Below are 16,816 nucleotides of genomic sequence, written 5' to 3' on the forward strand. Positions count from 1 at the left end.
GTGACCACTATCACCCCGATCATCACCGACGCCGCGGCGGCGCCGAGCGCGTCCTACTCCCAGGGCATCGTGGCCGGGCGCCTCGTCGTGACGGCGGGACAGGTCGGCCGCGACGCGGTGACCGGTGAACTGCCGGCCACGCTGGCCGGGCAGGTGGAGTCGGCCATCGCCAACCTCAAGGCCGTGCTCGCGGCGGCCGGGCTCGACCTGTCGCACGTGGTGAAGACGACCTGCTTCCTCACCCGGATCGAGGACTTCCCGGAGTTCGACGCCATCTACCGCAAGCACTTCTCCGACCCGCTGCCCGCGCGCAGCACGGTGGGCGTCGTGCTGGCCGGCGACCTGCTGTTCGAGATCGAGGCGTTGGCCGTCAAGCCCGAGGAAGTGGCATGAAGCCCGGTTTCGACCTGCTCATCCGCGGGGGTGAGGTCGTCAACGGCGACGCCCGGGCGGCACTGGACGTCGGCGTGGCCGGAGGGCGGATCGCCGCCCTCCTGGCGCCGGGTTCATCGGCCGCCGCCGAGCGGGAGATCGACGCGACCGGGCTGCTCGTCATGCCCGGCGGTATCGACACCCACACCCACGTCGCCTGGCCGTACGACGACACCGTCACGGTGGACGACTGGCACTCGGCGACCCGGGCCGCGGTGCTCGGCGGGACGACCACGATCATGGACTTCGTCCCGCCCGCCGAGGGCGGCCTGGCCGCGCGCTGCCGCGCCCGGGTCGAGGAGGCCGCCGCCGACGCGGTGATCGACTTCGGGTTCCACCCGATCCTCACGGGGTCCGACGCCCGGAACGTCGAGGACATCGGCAAGGTCATCGCCGAGGGCTTCACGTCGTTCAAGATGTACACGACGTACGAGGACCGGCGCGTCGACGACGGAGCCGCCTGGACGCTGATGCGGGCCATCGCCGCGAACGGCGGGCTGCCCGGCTTCCACGCCGAGAACCACGAGATCCTCACCAGCGCGCTGGACGACCAGGTCCGCTCCGGCCACCTCGGCCTGGCGGACTATCCCCACAGCCGGCCCGGGCTGGCCGAGGCCGAGACCATCCACATGGTGTCGATGTACGCCCGGCGGCTGAACACGCCGGTCTACATCTTCCACGTCTCCGGCTCCGACGCGCTCGACGCCGTACGCTTCGCGCGCCGCGCCGGGACGGTCGTCCACGCCGAGACCTGCACGCACTACCTCGCGCACGACGAGAGCGTGTTCACCGGCGAGGACGCGTGGCGCTTCGTCATCTCCCCGCCGATCCGCGGCGCGGCCGACCGGCTCGACCTGTGGTCGGGTATCGCGGACGGCACGGTCGTCTCCGTCGGCTCCGACCACTGCGCGTACGACACCTCCGCGAAGCGGGGCTGGGAGCACGACCACCGCCACATCCCGGCGGGCGCCCCCGGCATCGAGGCCCGTACGCCGGTGCTGTGGAACGAGGCCGTGAACGTGCGCCAGCTGGATCCGTGCCAGTTCGTCCAGGTCTCGGCGGAGCGCGCCGCGCGGGCGCTCGGGCTGTTCCCGCGCAAGGGCCGCGTGGCGGTCGGCGCCGACGCCGACCTCGTCCTGTGGGACCCGGCCCGCGCCTGGACCGGCGCCGACCTGCGGCCCGTCTCGCCCGCCACCTTCTCCCTGTACGAGCGGTCGAGCGGCACCGGGCTCGCCCGGCACGTCGTCGCCGGAGGCCGGCTGGTGGTCGAGGACGGGAACTTCGCGGGGGAGAGGGGCGCCGGACGGTTTCTTGCCCGCGCGCCGATGGCGCGGCCGTGAGCGCCCCCGACGTCGTCACGTACGGCGAGATCATGGGCAACTTCGTGGCCACCGAGGTGGGCCCGCTGGAGAAGGCGACGCTGTTCGAACGGCGGCTCGCGGGCTCCGAGCTGAACGTCGCGGTCGCGCTGGCGCGGCTCGGCCACCGGACCGGATACGTCGGCCGTGTGGGCGACGACCCGCTCGGGGACGCGGCCCGCGCCCGCCTGCGCGAGGAGGGCATCGACGACACGCACGTGCGCGCCGAGGACCACGCGGTCACCGGCATCCAGTTGAAGCAACGCGTGCTCGTCGGGGATCCCCGCTACGTGTACTACCGCCGCGGGTCGGCCGGGTCGCTGCTCGCGCCGTCCCCCGAGACGCTGGCCTACGTGGCGTCGGCCCGGCACCTGCACGCGACCGGCATCCCGCCCGCGCTGTCCGCGACGGCCCGCCGGTTCGCGTACGAGGCGATGGAGGCGGCGCGGGACGCCGGGGCGAGCGTCACCTTCGATCCGAACCTGCGTCCCACCCTCTGGCCGGACCACGGCGAGATGACGCGCCTCGTGGACGACCTGGCCACGCGGGCCCACTGGGTGCTGCCCGGCGTCGCGGAGGGCGAGGCGCTGACCGGGCGGCGCGAGCCGGAGGCCATCGCCGGTCACTACCTGTCGCGGGGGGCGCGCGGGGTCGCCGTCAAGCTCGGCGCGGCGGGGGCCATGCTGTTCACGCCTGAGGGGTCGTGGACCTGCCCGCCGTTCCGGGTCACCACGGTGGACACCATCGGGGCGGGCGACGGGTTCGCGGCCGGGTTCGTCAGCGGTCTGCTCGACGGTCTCGACGAGGAGCAGCGGCTCCGGCGCGCGTGCGCCGTGGGGGCGCTCGCCACCAGCAACAAGGGCGACAACGAAGGCATGCCCACCCGTGTGGAACTGGACGCCCTCCTCGCGGCGGACCGACCGGTGGAAGGAACGCGATGACCGCCCGCACTCTTCTCGACGTCGTCCAGACGGAGGTGGCCGGCGTCCTGGCCGAGGTCGACCCGGCCACGCTGGAAACGGCCGCCGACCTGCTGGACCACGCGCCGCGGATCTTCGTGGCGGGGGAGGGCAGGTCGGGCTACATGGCCAGGGCGTTCGCCATGCGCCTCGTGCACCTCGGCCGTACGGCGTACTTCGTCGGCGACACCTGCACGCCGTCGACCGGGCCGGGCGACCTGCTGGTCGCCGTCTCCGGGTCCGGCACGACGGCCGCCACCGTACGCGCGGCGCGGGCGGTGACCGACGGCGGCGGGGAGGTCCTCGCGGTCACCACCGCGCCGTCGTCGCCCCTCGCCACCGGCGCGCGGCACGTCCTGCACGTGCCCGCCGCCACCAAGCACCGGCGCGAGGGCGAGGCGGCCACCGTGCAGCCCCTGTCGAGCCTGTTCGACCAGTGCACGCACCTGCTGCTCGACTGTGTCTGCCTGGAGCTCGCCCGGCGGCACCACGTCACGGACGAGCAGGCGAGGCAGGCCCACGCGAACACCGAGTGATCAGGCTTCTAGACGGTGGACGGCATTGGCGCCGGGGCGGTCCTGCGCTCCTCCTGGAAGCGCGTGATCGACAGGACGACCGCGACTGCGAGGGCGGCCGTGACGACGTACGCGGCGTTGACGGCGATGTCGAACAGCGCGGCCTCGCGCATCTCCGGCAGTTCCTCGGCGTTCAGATATCTGCGGCCCGCTCCCTTGGCGACCCACATGCTGACCAGCCACGTCAGCCACCAGGCCCAGACCAGTCCGGAACGGCGGGCGGTCGCGAGGTTTCCGGTCTCCTCGACGGCGCCGGGCTTCGACGCCGTCCAGATGTCGTCGACGATCTGCTTGGGATACCACCAGCAGAGGATCGGGAAGCCCCATCCGAAGATCAGCCAGGGCCTGGCGCGCCGGTGCGGCCACGGGCTCAGCGTCTCGGCGTTCGTCCGGGGTACACGGAAGACTCCTCAAGAGGGATGAGGAATCATCATTCACCGCCGTACGAACGTGATCACCTGAATTTCCATTTCGTGATCACCTCTCTCGGTCGGGTTCTGGCGGGCTCCTTAGGGTGTGGTCATGGACGTGAAGATCAGCGGTGTTCCGGTGCACGTCGTGGAGCACGGCGACGGAATGCCGGTTCTGGCGTTGCACGGTGCGGGCGTGGACCATCGGGAGATGGCCGGCGCGCTGGAGCCCGTGTTCCGCGACCGGCCCGGTTATCGGCGCATTTATCCGGACCTGCCGGGAATGGGGCGCACCCCGTTGCCGGACTGGTTCCGTGGCTCCGACGACACCCTCGATGTCGTGCTCGGCTTGATCGACGCTCTTTTCGGCGACGAGCCGATCGCGGTCGTGGGTCACTCCTTCGGCGCGCACCTCGCGAGGGCCGTCGCCGACCGCCGACCGGAGCGGGTCGCCGGACTGGCGCTGATCTGTCCCATCGGTGAGGAGGCACGCGACGTGCCCGCGCACGCGGTGCTGCACGGCTCGGCCGGCGTGGCCGACGCGCTGAGCCCGGACGAGCAGGCCCAGTTCCGCGACTACTTCGTGGTGCGGACGCCCGCCATGGTGGAGCGGTTCCGGGAGTACGTGGCCCCGGCCCTGCCCCTCGTCGACGGCGACGGCCTGGAGCGGATCTCCGACCGATGGCGGCTGAGCGACGCTCCCGCGGAGACGCCCCCGTACACCGGCCCGGCGCTGATCCTCGCCGGGCGCCAGGACTCCACGGTGGGGTACGCCGGTCCGTGGGAGCTGGTGGAGCGGTATCCGCGGGCCACGTTCGCCGTCCTGGACCGCGCCGGTCACGCGCTGCCGCACGAGCAGCTCGGCCTGTTCACCGCCCTCGTCACGGAATGGCTCGACCGGGTGGACGAGCATCGCGCGGCCTGAGTGCGCCGACGCTCCGCTCATGGATCAGGCGGATACGGATCGCTTCGCAGCCTGCTGTACATCCAGCCGTCACGCCACTGACCGGCACGGAACTCCACCGCGCGCAGGACCCCCTCCAGCGTGAAGCCGGCCTTCTCGAGCGACTTCCGCTCCGCGATGTTCTCCGGATGGGTGGTCGCCTCGATGCGCTCGGCAGGGGTGTGAGTGAACAGGTAGTCGCACAGCATCGCCTGAGCGCGCCAGCCGATTCCACGCCCGCGCCAGTCCGGAAGCAAGGCGATCCCTATCTCCCAGTATCGGGAAACGCCGAAGCCTCGCGCCGACCAGCTCACCAAGCCCGCGGCCGTGTCGCCGGCTTCGACGACGAGCCTGCTGTCATCCTCGCCCAGGTACCCGTCCTTGGCGTAGCGCCGTGCCGGGGCCTGCGCGTCGCGGAACCCCGTCCAGTCCAGGCCGATCAACCCCGGCTCCGTGAGGAAGCGCCGGAACATGTCGAGATCGTCTTCTGTCACGGGCCGCAGTCGTACCTCAAGCGCGCTCACCCTGCCGCCTTCCCTCGATGCTCTCCGACACTAGCGCTGAGATCATCAGCCGCCGACGGCGCGAAGGGCTCCGGGGTGGCGGCCGGTGAGCCGGTCGAGCCTCGCGGCGGTGGCGTCGTCGGCGGGGAGATAGGCGATCAGGAGCTGGCTGTCGTCGTCGGACAGGCCGAGGGTCTCGTAGGACAGCCGCAGTTCGCCCTCCTGCGGATGCGTCAGCCGTTCGACGCCGGTGCGGCTCGGGCTGGATGGAGCCTTCAACCGGTCGGTGAAGGGGGCGCCCACCGCGAGGGTCAGCTCGTCGACGAGATGGCCGACGTGTGGGTCCTCCCGGCGAAGGCCCAGGCCGAGGTTGGCGATCCGCTCGTCGGCCACCCGTTCCCACTCCGGATAGGCGGCCCTGGCCCTCGGGTCGGCGAACAGGTAGCGCAGTAGATTGGCCGGTCGATGGTCCAGCAGCCCGATGGGACCGGTGAGCCGCTCGTAGCCGTCCGTGTGGGCGAGCACGTCACCGAGCCGGTTGATCACCAGCGCGGGGGCGGGTTCGAGCCGGTCGAGCAGCGCCCGGACGGTGGGGCGCACCGACTGCGCGGGCGGCCTCTGGCACACGCCGACCAGCCGGCCCGCGCCGTCGGCCGCCTTGTAGTGGTTCAGCAGGCGGAGGCGCTCGTCGGCGGACAGGCGCAACGCGTCGGCGAGAGCGGCGAGCACGGGCATCGAGGGGTGACGATCACGCCCCTGCTCAAGCCTGGTCAGGTATTCGACGCTGATCCCGGCGAGCGCGGCCAGTTCGGAACGGCGCAGGCCCGGAGTACGGCGCCGGCCGCCGCCGGGTAACCCGACCTCGGCGGGGGTGACGGCCTCGCGGCGGGCCCGCAGGAACTCGCCCAAACTGTTGTCGCTCACGATTCGCAGGCTACCGAGTGACCTCGGCTCCGATCGTGGCCCTGCCGGGGCCAGCCTCGGCCCGGCCTCCCTCCGACGGTCGCCGCCGCCGAATCCTTGGGTTTCCACTGTGATGAGGAGCGTCGAAATGGATCTGGGACTCACCGGCCGTACGGTCATCGTGACGGGAGCCTCCGGCGGTATCGGCCGCGAGATCGCCCGCGGGTTCGCCGCGGAAGGGGCCGACGTCGTGCTCACCTATCACCACTCCCAGGCGGGCGCGGAGCGGCTCGCCAAGGAGATCGGCGGACGCTCGCTCGTCGCGCCGTACGAACTGGACGACGACGAAGCGGCCCGCACTCTGGCCGAGACCGTGATCGAGTGGTCCGGCCGGATCGACGTGCTGGTCAACAACGCGGTGCACTGGGGCGCCACCGAGCCGGACGGAGACCACTCCTTCGAGGCCGTGTCCGACGAGAGGTGGCAGAAGACGATCAGGGCCAACGTCGAGGGCGCGCTCCGGCTCACCCGGGCGGTCGTCCCGTCGATGCGAGAGCGCGGCTGGGGCCGGCTGGTGCACATCTCCTCTGCTATCGCGGTCGACGGGATGCCCGGTGGTGAGTACTACGGCGCGGCCAAGGCGGCACTGCACGGTTTCAGCAGGTCCGCCGCGTTCGGGCTCGGCAAGGACGGCGACATCCTGTCCAACGTCGTCATGCCCGGCCTGACCAGGACGGAGACCAACGGCGCGATCGTCGAGCAGGCGGGCGGGCACTACAGCGCGCTGGCTCCGATCGGCCGCCTGCTCGACGCCGCCGAGGTCGCGAGCGCCGTCGTCTACCTGGGCTCCGCCGCCAACACCGGCATCACCGGACAAGCCGTCAAGGTCACCGGCGGAGCGTGAGCGCGGCAGCTCGTCTCCTACGGCGTGAGCAGCGGGAGCGCCGCGAAGGCGTGATCCTGCCACAGCAGCCGCGAGGCCTCCTCCGGATAGGCGGCGACCGTCGACGGCGTGTCGAAGAGCTGCGCGAGGCGGCGCTCGGCGTCGTACGGAGGCCAGCCGGGGTCGCCGTGCGCGGCGAAGGCCGTCCACGCCGTACGGAACCGCGCGGACAGCTCCTCCGCCGCCGGGGAGGGCGGGGTGCCGATCAGCATGGCGGGCTGTCCGCTGCTCAGGTTGCCGAACACGAGCGGCACGTCCAGGCCGTGGCAGGCACCGAGGGCGCCGCCCAGCCCCGGGGCGGGCCACGTCAGCTCGTAGAGGTGGGCCCGCCCGCCCCCGGCGATCTGCGCGTCGGCGAGGCGAAGGCTCGGCATGCGGAACAGCCAGTCCCCGTTGACCAGTTCGTACAGCTCCTCGTCGGTAGCGGCGGGGAACGCCTCCCGGTAGCGGCGCGCGCCGTCCGGGCCGGGGGCGAGCATGCGCAGGGCGGTCTCGGTCTGCTCGGATGTGACCTGGCCGAGCACGCCGTCGATCAGGCTGAACAACCGGTGCTCGTCACGCGTGTGCCCGACGAGAAGATCGACGTCCCGGGCCGTGCCGCCGGCCAGCGCCTGCCAGGGGGTCATCGGCAGGACGTCGCCGTCGACGACCGGTGCGAACGGGATCGGCCGGTGGGTGATCTGCCCCCAGCGCTCCCGCCACCGAGTTATCTTCGCCGAGATCGCGTCGCCCGCGGCGGGCAGCCGGGCCGGGTCCACCGCCGACATGCCGGACACCGTGGGCCGTACGCCCAGCTCGGCGGCGCAGGCGGCGGCGATGTCGGCGGCCAGCTCGGGGGAGAAGAACGTGCCCGGCACACTCTGCGCGACCGCCCGGCGGAAGAGCCCGGCGGCGCGCGGCATGGCGAGCAGCGCGGCGACCGATCCGCCGCCCGCCGACTCCCCGAAGACCGTGACCCGGTCCGGATCGCCGCCGAACGCCCGGATGTTGTCCCGCACCCACCTCAGGGCCACGACCTGGTCGAGCAGCCCCCGGTTGGCCGGAGCGCCGTCGATCAGGGCGAAACCCTCGATGCCGAGGCGGTAGTTGAGGGTGACGACCACGACTCCGCTCGCGGCCAGGCGCCCGGCGTCGTACCCCGGGAGGGCGGCGTTGCCCGATACATAACCACCGCCGGGGATCCACACCATCACCGGGAGCCCCGCCGCCGGGTCCGGTTCCGGCGTCCACACGTTGACCGTCAGCCAGTCGTCACCGGCGGTGTCCTGGGACCCGCCGAACAGGCCGGACTGCGGGGGCGGCGGGCCGTACGCGAGTGCTGGGCGCGCCCCGTCCCAGCCGCGCACGGGCTGCGGCGCGGCGAAACGCAGGGCCCCGGCCGGCGGTTCGGCGTACGGGATGCCGCGGAAGACCGCCAGCCCCGCCTCCCGGCCGCCGCGCAGGACGCCGGCCGCCGTGCGGACTTCCGGCTCGGACTCGTACGGCGTGCCAGACGCGGTGACGGCCACTTCGCGGCCTCCTCTCCGAACCTGCCCGGCCGAGCATCGCAACGCGCCCCACCCACCGGCAAACCATTTTGGAGAGTCCTCATGAGCCTGGAACCCACTCCGGCGTGGGCTTTCGTCGGATAGGCAAGTGCTTGATGCTGACGCTGAAGAGGGGACTGGCATGGGAGTGCATCTCGCTGGCTACAGGGAGGCCCTGGCCAGGCTCGGGGAGCTTCTTGACGCGGCCGAGCGGGGCCGGAGCGCGACCGTGCGCTGTGGTGATCGGACCGTCGCCGTGGTGGACGGTGAGCGCCTGCGACACGCCCTCGCTCGCATCTACCCGTCCAAGGTCCAGGTAGTGGCCGAGGAAAGTGGATGGTCGGCCTTCATCCCCGGCCTCCCGGTCGCGGCGGACGGATCGACGTTCGACGAGGCGATCGGCGAACTGCTCGACGTACTTCGGGAGTACGCCGAGGACTGGCAGGATCACCTGTCCGATGCCCCCGACCACCGGGACAACTGGGGCCTGATGCAGATGATCTGCCTGAGCAGCGACGCGCAGCTACGGCAGTGGCTGGTCGGGGTGTCTCCCTGACATAGCCATAGCCAGCCCATGAGGATCACGAGCACTACCGGCCCGTGACGCTATGCGCCTGGTATGAATTACTTGCTTTTCTGTAGTTATAAGTACTACCTTCGTAGTCATGATGCTTGTCACCGGAGCGACCGGGCTCAGCGGGTCGATCGTCGTCAGGGAGTTCGCTCGGCAGGGCATTCCCGTCCGAGCGCTGGTCAGGGACCCGGACAAGGCCCGGAAGCTCCACGGGCTGCCAGGGGTGGAAGTGGTCGAGGGCGACATGTTGCGCCCGGAGACCCTCACGGCCGCTCTGCGCGGCGTGGAGCGCGTGCTCCTGATCTCCTCGCCGAGGGAGCGGATGGTGGAGACGCAGTGCGCGTTCATCGACGCGGCCAGGGCCGCGGGCGTGCCGCACATCGTGAAGTACTCCGGCAAGGAGTCCGGCGTCGGGTTCGACCCCGGCAGCTTCACGGGGACGCGCGAGCACCTGGAGATCGAGCGTTACCTTGAGGCGTCCGGCCTGGTCTGGACCCACCTGCGCCCGAGCCAGTTCATGGAGTTCTACCTGCCCGGCACCTCCACCGGAGTGGATCCGCACCGGCGGGAGCTGCGTATGTCCATCGGCGACAGCAGGCTGTCGCCCGTCGCCATCGAGGACGTCGCCAGGGTCGCGGTCGCGCTGATGACCTCCGCCGGCCACGAGGGCAGGGCGTACGACATGACCGGCCCGGAGGCGCTGACGATGAAGGAGATCGTCGAGCACATCACAGAGGCGACGGGAACCGCCTTCCGCCATGTGGAGCTGCCCCTGGACGACAAGGTGCGCGAGTGGAGGGAGGCGGGGACGCCCGAGCCGTCCGTACAGATCCTGCGCGAGTTGCTGGCCGAACGGAAGCGGCGTCCCGAGTCCCACGTGCGGCTGGAGACCCATCGGGCCTTCGGGGTGCGGCCCACGAGCTTCGCCGAGTTCGCCCGCGACCACGCGGCGGCCTTCCTCGGGACTGTTGGAGGATGAGATGAGTTCGGACCTGCACGCCGAGGAGCGCGCCGTACGGGCCCTGTTCGCGGCGACGTCGGCCGCGTGGTCGGACGGCGACGGTGACGCGTTCGCCGGCCGGTACGCGCCGGACGCCAGCGTGATCCTGCCCGGGGTCCACCTGCAAGGTAGGGACGGCATCCGGTCGGCCATGGGCGCCGCCTTCGCGGGGCCGCTGAAGGGGTCGAGGCGCGTCCACACCCCGGAGAGCATCCGGTTCCTCGGCCCGGACGTGGCCCTCGTGGTCACGCGGAGCGCCACCGCGTTCGCGGGGGAGGAGGAGCCCCCGGCCGACCGGTGGGAACTGGCGACCTGGACGCTCATGCGGCACGGCGGCGAATGGTTGGTCGAGGCGTACCACAGCTCGCCCGGCTGACGCTGTACTGAACTACGGGAAAGCAAGCGTCCGCTCCGGGATGAGTAGGATGAGCGACGTGACTACGGCACGCACGTACGGCGACCCCTGTGCCGCCGCGCGCGCTCTCGACCTGCTCGGTGAGCGCTGGGCGCTGATGATCGTCCGGGACCTGCTTTTCGGCCCCAAGCGCTACAGCGACCTGCAGAGCGGCCTGCCCAACGCCAGTCCCACCGTGCTCTCGCAGCGGCTGCGCGATCTGGAGGAGGGCGGGGTGATCCGGCGGCGCAAGCTGGGCCCGCCGGCGCGCGCATGGGTCTACGAGCTCACCGAGTGGGGCCATGACCTGGAGCCGATCCTCGTCCACCTGGGCCGATGGGGCCGTCACTCTCCCCCGAAGGAGACGACGGCACCCCTGGGGACCGATTCCCTGATGCTCGCGATGAAGAGCCACCTCGATGCCGCCCGGTTGGGCGACCTCGACGCCACGTTCCTTGTCGACGTCGGGGAAGATGTCTTCACCCTCCGCGTGTCCGGCGGCGAACTCGCGATCCGCCGGGGCGAGCCGGACCGATGGGACGCGGCCCTGCGAGCCGATCCCGCCGCCCTCAAGACCCTGGTCATCGACGGGGCGCCGCCCGGCCAGGCCGGGGCGGAGATCACCGGCGACTGCGCGGCCCTCCAGCGACTGCTGGACGCCCTGCACCCGGGAGATCACACGTGAGCGCGTCGAGTGAGATTTCGTCCCTCCTGGGATACCTCAACTGGAAGCGGCGGCACGTCCTCGACATGGTGGACGGCCTGGGCGAGGCCGACCTCCGGCGCCCGGTCCTTCCGTCCGCCTGGACCCCGGCCGGCCTCGTCCGCCATCTCGCCGTCGACGTCGAGCGTTTCTGGTTCCGTGCGGTCTTCGGCGGCGACCCCGACGCGGTGGCCTCGCTCGCCACCCCAGCGGACGCATGGCAGGTGCCCGGCGACCGGCCCGCCTCGGAGGTGTTCGACCTCTATCGCAAGGAGATCGCGCACGCCGACGAGGTGATCGCCTCCAGCGCTCCGGACCAGGCGCCGCGCTGGTGGCCGGACTACCGCGACGACCAGCCGCCAAGCGACCTGCGTGACGCGATCCTCCACGTCCTCGTCGAGACGGCAACCCACGCCGGCCACCTTGACGCGGTCCGCGAACTGATCGACGGCAAGCAGTTCCTCGTCCTGGACTGACCGACCCAGCGATGGTTTTAACGAGCGCGGCCGAGCAGCAGCTCTGTCCACAGCGGGCGCATCCGCGCGTACGGCAGGCGTTCGGTCTCGCAGATCTTCGGCCGGTCACCGCTCCGGTCCCTACGGCGGACGAACAGCAGCCCGCCGGAGGCGCACAGTTCGTACGCCAGCGGCGAGCATTCGTCGCAGGTATGGGCGACGACCCGGACCGAGACACTGCGCCGGGTCTCGCGCATCCACGGGATCGCGACATGGCCGGGCTGCTCGGGAGCCACGTGCAGCCCTGGACAGGCGTCCTCGAACTGGCTGAGGGCTTTGAGCGCCTTGACGGCGGATGCTCGTAGGGCAGACGGCGGGGCGCTCATTGGGGCGGCAGCTCCGAAGCGAGTTGCTCTTGGTCGCGGAGTTGTTCACCGAGTTGGTGCGTGTCGTCCCCGTCGATCGTGTGGCTCAGCCCGTGGTCCAACTCCACGTCAGTGAGCTGCCGATTGCGTGTCGCCCAGAGGCGATCTGCGGAGCTTCGCCAGATTGTCCAGCCGGGGAACGCGGCCTGCAGTTCCTTCAATGTCGTCGTCGTACGCATGGCCACAGCGTGACGTTTGGTATTGGATCGTTTACACTCCGTTCTTGGGACGTGCGGGACGTTTTACGTTGCCGCTCAGATACGTCCTCAACGTCCTCCCGATTCGAGGTCGCGCGTGTCAAACGACTCTCTACGGCAAGCAATGACCGATGCGAGACTTACCGAAAGGGACCTCGCATTGCGGTGCGAGGTGGACATCAAGACGGTGTCCCGCTGGCTGGCTGACGAAGCGCGTGTCCCGCACCCGCGTCACCGGTGGGCGGCGGCCGATGCTCTGGGGGTGGATGAGTCCGTGTTATGGCCCGAGACGATACGGAACACAGTCAAGATCGGACCTGATCGGGAGATCGTCACGGTCTACCCCTACCGTTCCGCCTGTCCTAAGAGCGTGTGGCGGACGCTGATTGCTGAAGCACAGTCGCACATCACCATTGCCGGGTACACGAACTACTTTCTCTGGCTGGAACACCCCAACCTGGCCAAAGTTCTCAAGCGCAAGGCCGAGCAGGGCTGCAAGATCCGATTCCTGATCGGGGATCCCGACAGTGACGTGACCCGCCGCCGTGAGGACATCGAAGCGGTGCCCCTAACGGTGTCCACCCGCATCCGCATCACCCTTGCCGAACTGGAGCAACTCAAGGGTGTCTCCGGAATCGAGGCGCGTTTCGGAGACGAGCACATCGCCATGTCGGTGTTCCAGTTTGACGACGAGATGCTCGTCACCCCGCACTTGGCCAAGCTGGTCGGCCACGACTCGCCGATGCTGCACCTGAAGCGCTACCAGGACGACGGCCTCTACGACCGATTTGCATACCACGTGGACGAGCTGTGGTCGGCAGGCCGAGACATCTGGTCAGCAGCAAGTGCGGAGTGACACCGGCCGTGAGGTGCGACTTCGCTGAATCGGGATGAGCGGCAGCTTTGTGACCGTTGTGGCGAAATCTGGGCCGGCGTTTCAATACGATGATCGCTTGCGGTGCGCCTGTAGCGCAGACCTAGCCACAAGGACATGTAGTGGACGACGCCCTGATCCCTGGCCTGTACGACTCGCTGCTCACTGACAAGCTCACCAAAAGCGTCGAGGCGACGCGGCAGATGGGGCACCTCGTGGAGGTGTCCGAAGTTGACAAAGAAGAGGTGGCCCACCTGCTGGGCCGTTTCGTTGGCGAAACGGCAGCCCGAGCTTTGGCCATGCTGAAAGAGCCTCAAGAGCAGGTTGATTTGGTCAACCGGCTACTGAACCAGTTGACGGAGCCCGAGACCGTAGCAGATGGGCCGAACAGGCTGTTGTCGATCGTGCGAGCCAGTCCAGGCGCGAGTAGTCCAGTACGACCGTTGACCTCGCTGTCCGAAGCGGCCTTGCTGACTAACGCTCGCGAGGATCCCAACCTGGCGCATGAGTTGGCGGCTGAGTTAGTCAGTGCCACCCGCGTGGACCTCCTGTGTGCCTTCGTCAAGTGGTCGGGACTGCGAATCCTGGAACGCTCCCTCGCGGACCTGCAGCGCAGGGGTGTCCCTCTCAGAGTGATCACGACGACGTACATGGGTGCGACTGAGCGGCGTGCGCTGGACCGACTGGTGCGCGACTTTGGTGCCGAGGTGCGGATCAGTTACGAGCAGAACTCCACCCGCCTGCACGCCAAGGCATGGCTGCTGCGCCGGCAGACCGGCTTCGACACCGCCTACGTCGGCAGTTCCAATCTCTCCCGGGCGGCACTGCTGGACGGGCTCGAATGGAACGTACGGCTCTCGTCCGTGACGACGCCTCGGCTGCTGGACAAGTTCGAGGCGACCTTCGACTCCTACTGGAACCGGCCAGAGTTCGAGTCTTACGACCCGGCAGTTCACGGCGACCGGTTGGATGAGGCGCTGTCCCGATCAAAGGTGGGTCAGCAGCTTTTCGACATCCCCGCCTTGGTGCCGCATCCTTTTCATCACCAGCGGGAGATGCTGGAAGACCTGGACGTCGAGCGCAGTGTGCACGGTCGGCATCGAAACCTCCTCGTCGCGGCTACCGGCACCGGCAAGACGGTAGTAGCGGCTTTCGACTACCGTAACTTGCAGCAGCGGTTGGGCCGCCAGCCGTCACTGCTGTTCGTTGCGCACCGGCGCGAGATCCTGGCTCAGGCATTGCGCACGTACCGGCAGGTGCTGGCTGTGCCAGATTTCGGTGAGTTGCATGTGGGCGATGAGCGCTCGCGAGACTGGCGGCACGTCTTCGCCAGCGTACAGTCGCTCACCGCCATGGGGATCGAGTCGTTCGACCCTGAGCATTTCGACGTAGTCGTCATCGACGAGTTCCACCACGCCGCCGCTCGTACCTATCGACGGATCATCGATTACCTCAAGCCCAAGGAACTGTTGGGTCTCACCGCAACCCCTGAACGTGCCGATGGCACCTGGGTTCAGGACGAGTTCTTCGAGGGTCGGATTGCCTCAGAGTTGCGTCTGTGGGACGCACTGGATGCCGACTTGCTCTGCCCGTTCCACTACTTCGGTATCGCTGATGAAACCGACCTCACCAGCATCAAATGGTCGCGCGGCTCCTACGACAGCAATGCGCTCGACAACTTGTTCACTGGTGATGATGTCCGAGCCCGCCTGGTCTTCAATGCTCTGAACGACAAGGTTAGCAATCTCGCTACTGTGCGTGGCTTGGGCTTCTGCGTGTCAGTACGGCATGCCCGCTTCATGGCTGACTTCTTCACGAGGGCAGGGTTGCCCTCTCTTGCGGTGGACGGCTCCACCGATGATGCTTCCCGGAAGGCGGCACTGAGGGCGCTGCGGGATGGCGAGGTCCGGTTCCTCTTCGCGGTCGACCTGTTCAACGAGGGTCTGGACGTACCGGATGTAGATACTCTGCTGCTTCTACGGCCGACCGAGAGTGCAACCATCTTCCTCCAGCAGCTTGGCCGAGGGCTTCGTCGTACTCCGGACAAAGAGGTGCTGACAGTGCTGGACTTCGTCGGCCAGCACCGGAAGGAGTACCGTTTCGCTAACCGGTTCCAGGCATTGACCGGGTTCACTCGTGGCAGGCTAGACAAGCAGGTCAAAGACGAGTTCCCGCTGCTGCCGTCGGGCAGTCAGATTGTGCTGGACCGGGTGACCAAGGATCGGCTTCTCGCCGAGCTCAAGATTCATCTCGGCGCGACGGTGAGCACACTGACGCAGGAGATCCGTTCCTGTGCGGAGACGTCGCTTATCGCATATCTCGAAGAGATGGGGCGGGACATCGGCGACCTGTACCGCAACCGAAGGTACTGGACATCGCTCCTTCGTCGGGCCGGCCTGTTGCCCGAGTCTGGCTCGCCGCTAGAAGAGGCCCTTGGCCGGCGGGTCCGGGCGCTTCTGCACGTGGACGACCGTCGCCGTGGCGAAGCATACGCCCGACTCCTAAGCGCCGACGGCCTGCGCTACGCGGACTGCTCGTCTACGGACCAGGCCTTTGCGCGAATGCTGTGCTTTTCCTTCTGGCGTGACGGCGGGGACTTCTCTTCCTACGATGAGGCGCTGGACCGGCTGCGCGCAGAGCCCGTTCTGTGCGAGGAGATCCGGCAGGTTCTGACCTACGGCATGCACCGCCCGAGGCATGTGGCCCGACCGCTCGATCCGAGTGTTGGCGCGGTGCCACTCGCGGTCAACGCCCGTTACTCCACGGAGGAAGTGCTCGCCGCGATCGGATGGGCATCGCTTGGTGGGCTGGTGCCGTCCACAATGCGCGAGGGTGTTGCCTGGAGCCCTGCCACCCAGTGCGACGCACTATTCGTTACGCTACACAAGAACGAAAAGGAGTTCTCCCCTCAGACCATGTACCGGGACTACGCGCTCACCCCGCGTCTTTTCCACTGGGAGTCGCAGAACCGGACCAGTTCGCACTCCGCGACAGGTCTGCGCTACCGGAACCATGAGGCTGAGGGCAGCCACGTGCTCCTGTTCACCAGGGAGCGCAAGGAGAACGAGAGCGGCCACCCCGAACCCTTTGTCTTCCACGGCACTGCGCGATACGTGGAACATCGAGGCGAGCGTCCGATGGCTATCACCTGGAAACTCGATGAGGAAATGCCGGCGGACCTATTCCGCCGGGCTGCCATCGCGGGATAGCCCAGGCCACAGCCTCGCTGACCGCATGGGCCCCTGAATCTAACCGTGGCGGAGGGCGTCGAGAGCACGTTGGCATGTGGCGTGCCACACCTCGCCCCCTCTGTCCCGGGTCAGCACGCTCGCGATTACCGGCTCGTCGCAGGTGCGACCGTGCCAGGAGCAGCCGCCCTGGGCGGCGCGTTCACCCTTGTGCAGCCTTGCGTCATAAGGCCGCTCTTCCACGAGTTCGGTCGCCATCGCCCCTCCGGTACGTCGCTACTGAGATGTGTTGAGTCGGAACGACCGCATGTCGTTCGATCCAGATCATGCTCCAGCGGCGTCGCGAGTGCGCGTGTGAGATGCCGGCATCGCCATCTATCAGGAGAGCGAGAGGGTGAACGAATCGGTACAGAAGAACCCTGATCAGGGAACTTGGGCGGTCGCTTATATCGGC

At 69.0% G+C, this 16,816-nt stretch carries 18 protein-coding genes and 1 pseudogene; 13 read left to right on the plus strand and 6 right to left on the minus strand.

Translation table 11 applies throughout. The annotated features are described in order from the left end of the window. Genes HHX40_RS06865 through hxlB form a run of 4 tightly spaced genes read left to right on the plus strand, consistent with a single transcriptional unit; the run spans nt 1 to nt 3,285 of the window. The gene (locus HHX40_RS06865) at nt 1-393 is read left to right on the plus strand and encodes a RidA family protein (protein WP_208758896.1); all 393 of its coding nucleotides are present in this window, start codon (nt 1-3) and stop codon (nt 391-393) included. Beyond that, nucleotides 390-1,772: an amidohydrolase family protein gene (locus HHX40_RS06870; protein WP_182879826.1), complete on the plus strand. Its 1,383-nt coding sequence runs from the start codon at nt 390-392 to the stop codon at nt 1,770-1,772. Before HHX40_RS06865 ends, HHX40_RS06870 begins: the two co-directional genes overlap by 4 nt. Next, complete coding sequence (locus HHX40_RS06875; protein WP_182879827.1) at nt 1,769-2,731, plus strand: sugar kinase; 963 nt, start codon at nt 1,769-1,771, stop codon at nt 2,729-2,731. Before HHX40_RS06870 ends, HHX40_RS06875 begins: the two co-directional genes overlap by 4 nt. Continuing rightward, a complete protein-coding gene (hxlB, locus tag HHX40_RS06880; RefSeq protein ID WP_182879828.1) occupies nt 2,728-3,285 on the plus strand; it encodes a 6-phospho-3-hexuloisomerase in 558 nt (185 codons plus the stop codon). The genes HHX40_RS06875 and hxlB overlap by 4 nt, the downstream gene beginning before the upstream one ends. A gap of 8 nt (nt 3,286-3,293) precedes the next feature. Here the strand turns inward: hxlB and HHX40_RS06885 are convergent. Then, a pseudogene (locus tag HHX40_RS06885) lies at nt 3,294-3,713 on the minus strand (DUF4328 domain-containing protein); the annotation flags it as partial. A gap of 133 nt (nt 3,714-3,846) precedes the next feature. Between HHX40_RS06885 and HHX40_RS06890 the strand changes: the two are divergent. Beyond that, a complete protein-coding gene (locus HHX40_RS06890) occupies nt 3,847-4,659 on the plus strand; it encodes an alpha/beta fold hydrolase (RefSeq protein ID WP_182879829.1) in 813 nt (270 codons plus the stop codon). 17 nt (nt 4,660-4,676) lie between these two features. On the opposite strand, the gene HHX40_RS06895 is transcribed toward HHX40_RS06890, so the two are convergent. Then, the gene (locus HHX40_RS06895; protein ID WP_182879830.1) at nt 4,677-5,201 is read right to left on the minus strand and encodes a GNAT family N-acetyltransferase; all 525 of its coding nucleotides are present in this window, start codon (nt 5,199-5,201) and stop codon (nt 4,677-4,679) included. Between the two features lie 45 nt (nt 5,202-5,246). Next, entirely contained in the window at nt 5,247-6,104 is an 858-nt protein-coding gene (locus HHX40_RS06900; protein ID WP_182879831.1) for a helix-turn-helix domain-containing protein, read from the minus strand. A 127-nt stretch (nt 6,105-6,231) separates the two neighbouring features. Between HHX40_RS06900 and HHX40_RS06905 the strand changes: the two genes are divergently transcribed. After that, nucleotides 6,232-6,987: an SDR family NAD(P)-dependent oxidoreductase gene (locus HHX40_RS06905; RefSeq protein WP_182879832.1), complete on the plus strand. Its 756-nt coding sequence runs from the start codon at nt 6,232-6,234 to the stop codon at nt 6,985-6,987. A gap of 17 nt (nt 6,988-7,004) precedes the next feature. Here HHX40_RS06905 and HHX40_RS06910 read toward each other — a convergent pair whose 3' ends face one another. Next, complete coding sequence (locus HHX40_RS06910; protein WP_220498750.1) at nt 7,005-8,534, minus strand: carboxylesterase/lipase family protein; 1,530 nt, start codon at nt 8,532-8,534, stop codon at nt 7,005-7,007. A 160-nt stretch (nt 8,535-8,694) separates the two neighbouring features. Here HHX40_RS06910 and HHX40_RS06915 point away from each other — a divergent pair, with 160 nt between their 5' ends. From HHX40_RS06915 to HHX40_RS06935, 5 genes are all read left to right on the plus strand, one after another. Next, nucleotides 8,695-9,108, plus strand: coding sequence for a prevent-host-death protein (locus HHX40_RS06915; protein WP_182879834.1), 414 nt, complete (start codon nt 8,695-8,697; stop codon nt 9,106-9,108). A 109-nt stretch (nt 9,109-9,217) separates the two neighbouring features. Beyond that, on the plus strand, nt 9,218-10,105 hold the full coding sequence (locus HHX40_RS06920) for an SDR family oxidoreductase (protein WP_182879835.1): 888 nt from the start codon (nt 9,218-9,220) through the stop codon (nt 10,103-10,105). A gap of 1 nt (nt 10,106) precedes the next feature. After that, nucleotides 10,107-10,502, plus strand: coding sequence for an SgcJ/EcaC family oxidoreductase (locus tag HHX40_RS06925; RefSeq protein ID WP_182879836.1), 396 nt, complete (start codon nt 10,107-10,109; stop codon nt 10,500-10,502). Between the two features lie 58 nt (nt 10,503-10,560). Beyond that, entirely contained in the window at nt 10,561-11,205 is a 645-nt protein-coding gene (locus HHX40_RS36340) for a winged helix-turn-helix transcriptional regulator (RefSeq protein ID WP_182879837.1), read from the plus strand. Then, entirely contained in the window at nt 11,202-11,699 is a 498-nt protein-coding gene (locus tag HHX40_RS06935) for a DinB family protein (RefSeq protein WP_182879984.1), read from the plus strand. The genes HHX40_RS36340 and HHX40_RS06935 overlap by 4 nt, the downstream gene beginning before the upstream one ends. Nucleotides 11,700-11,716: 17 nt before the next feature. On the opposite strand, the gene HHX40_RS06940 is transcribed toward HHX40_RS06935, so the two are convergent. After that, nucleotides 11,717-12,064: a hypothetical protein gene (locus tag HHX40_RS06940; protein ID WP_259403304.1), complete on the minus strand. Its 348-nt coding sequence runs from the start codon at nt 12,062-12,064 to the stop codon at nt 11,717-11,719. After that, nucleotides 12,061-12,282 (minus strand): hypothetical protein, encoded by a 222-nt coding sequence (locus HHX40_RS06945; protein ID WP_182879838.1) that lies wholly within the window; start codon nt 12,280-12,282, stop codon nt 12,061-12,063. Before HHX40_RS06945 ends, HHX40_RS06940 begins: the two co-directional genes overlap by 4 nt. 190 nt (nt 12,283-12,472) lie before the next feature. On the opposite strand from HHX40_RS06945, the gene HHX40_RS06950 reads away from it, so the two are divergent. Further along, a complete protein-coding gene (locus tag HHX40_RS06950) occupies nt 12,473-13,156 on the plus strand; it encodes a hypothetical protein (protein ID WP_310737973.1) in 684 nt (227 codons plus the stop codon). Nucleotides 13,157-13,296: 140 nt separating this feature from the next. Beyond that, nucleotides 13,297-16,383: a DUF3427 domain-containing protein gene (locus HHX40_RS06955; protein ID WP_310737974.1), complete on the plus strand. Its 3,087-nt coding sequence runs from the start codon at nt 13,297-13,299 to the stop codon at nt 16,381-16,383. Nucleotides 16,384-16,816: the final 433 nt, after the last annotated feature.

It is taken from the genome of Microbispora sp. H10949 (genome assembly GCF_014161435.1).
Classification (GTDB): Bacteria; Actinomycetota; Actinomycetes; order Streptosporangiales; family Streptosporangiaceae; genus Microbispora; species Microbispora triticiradicis.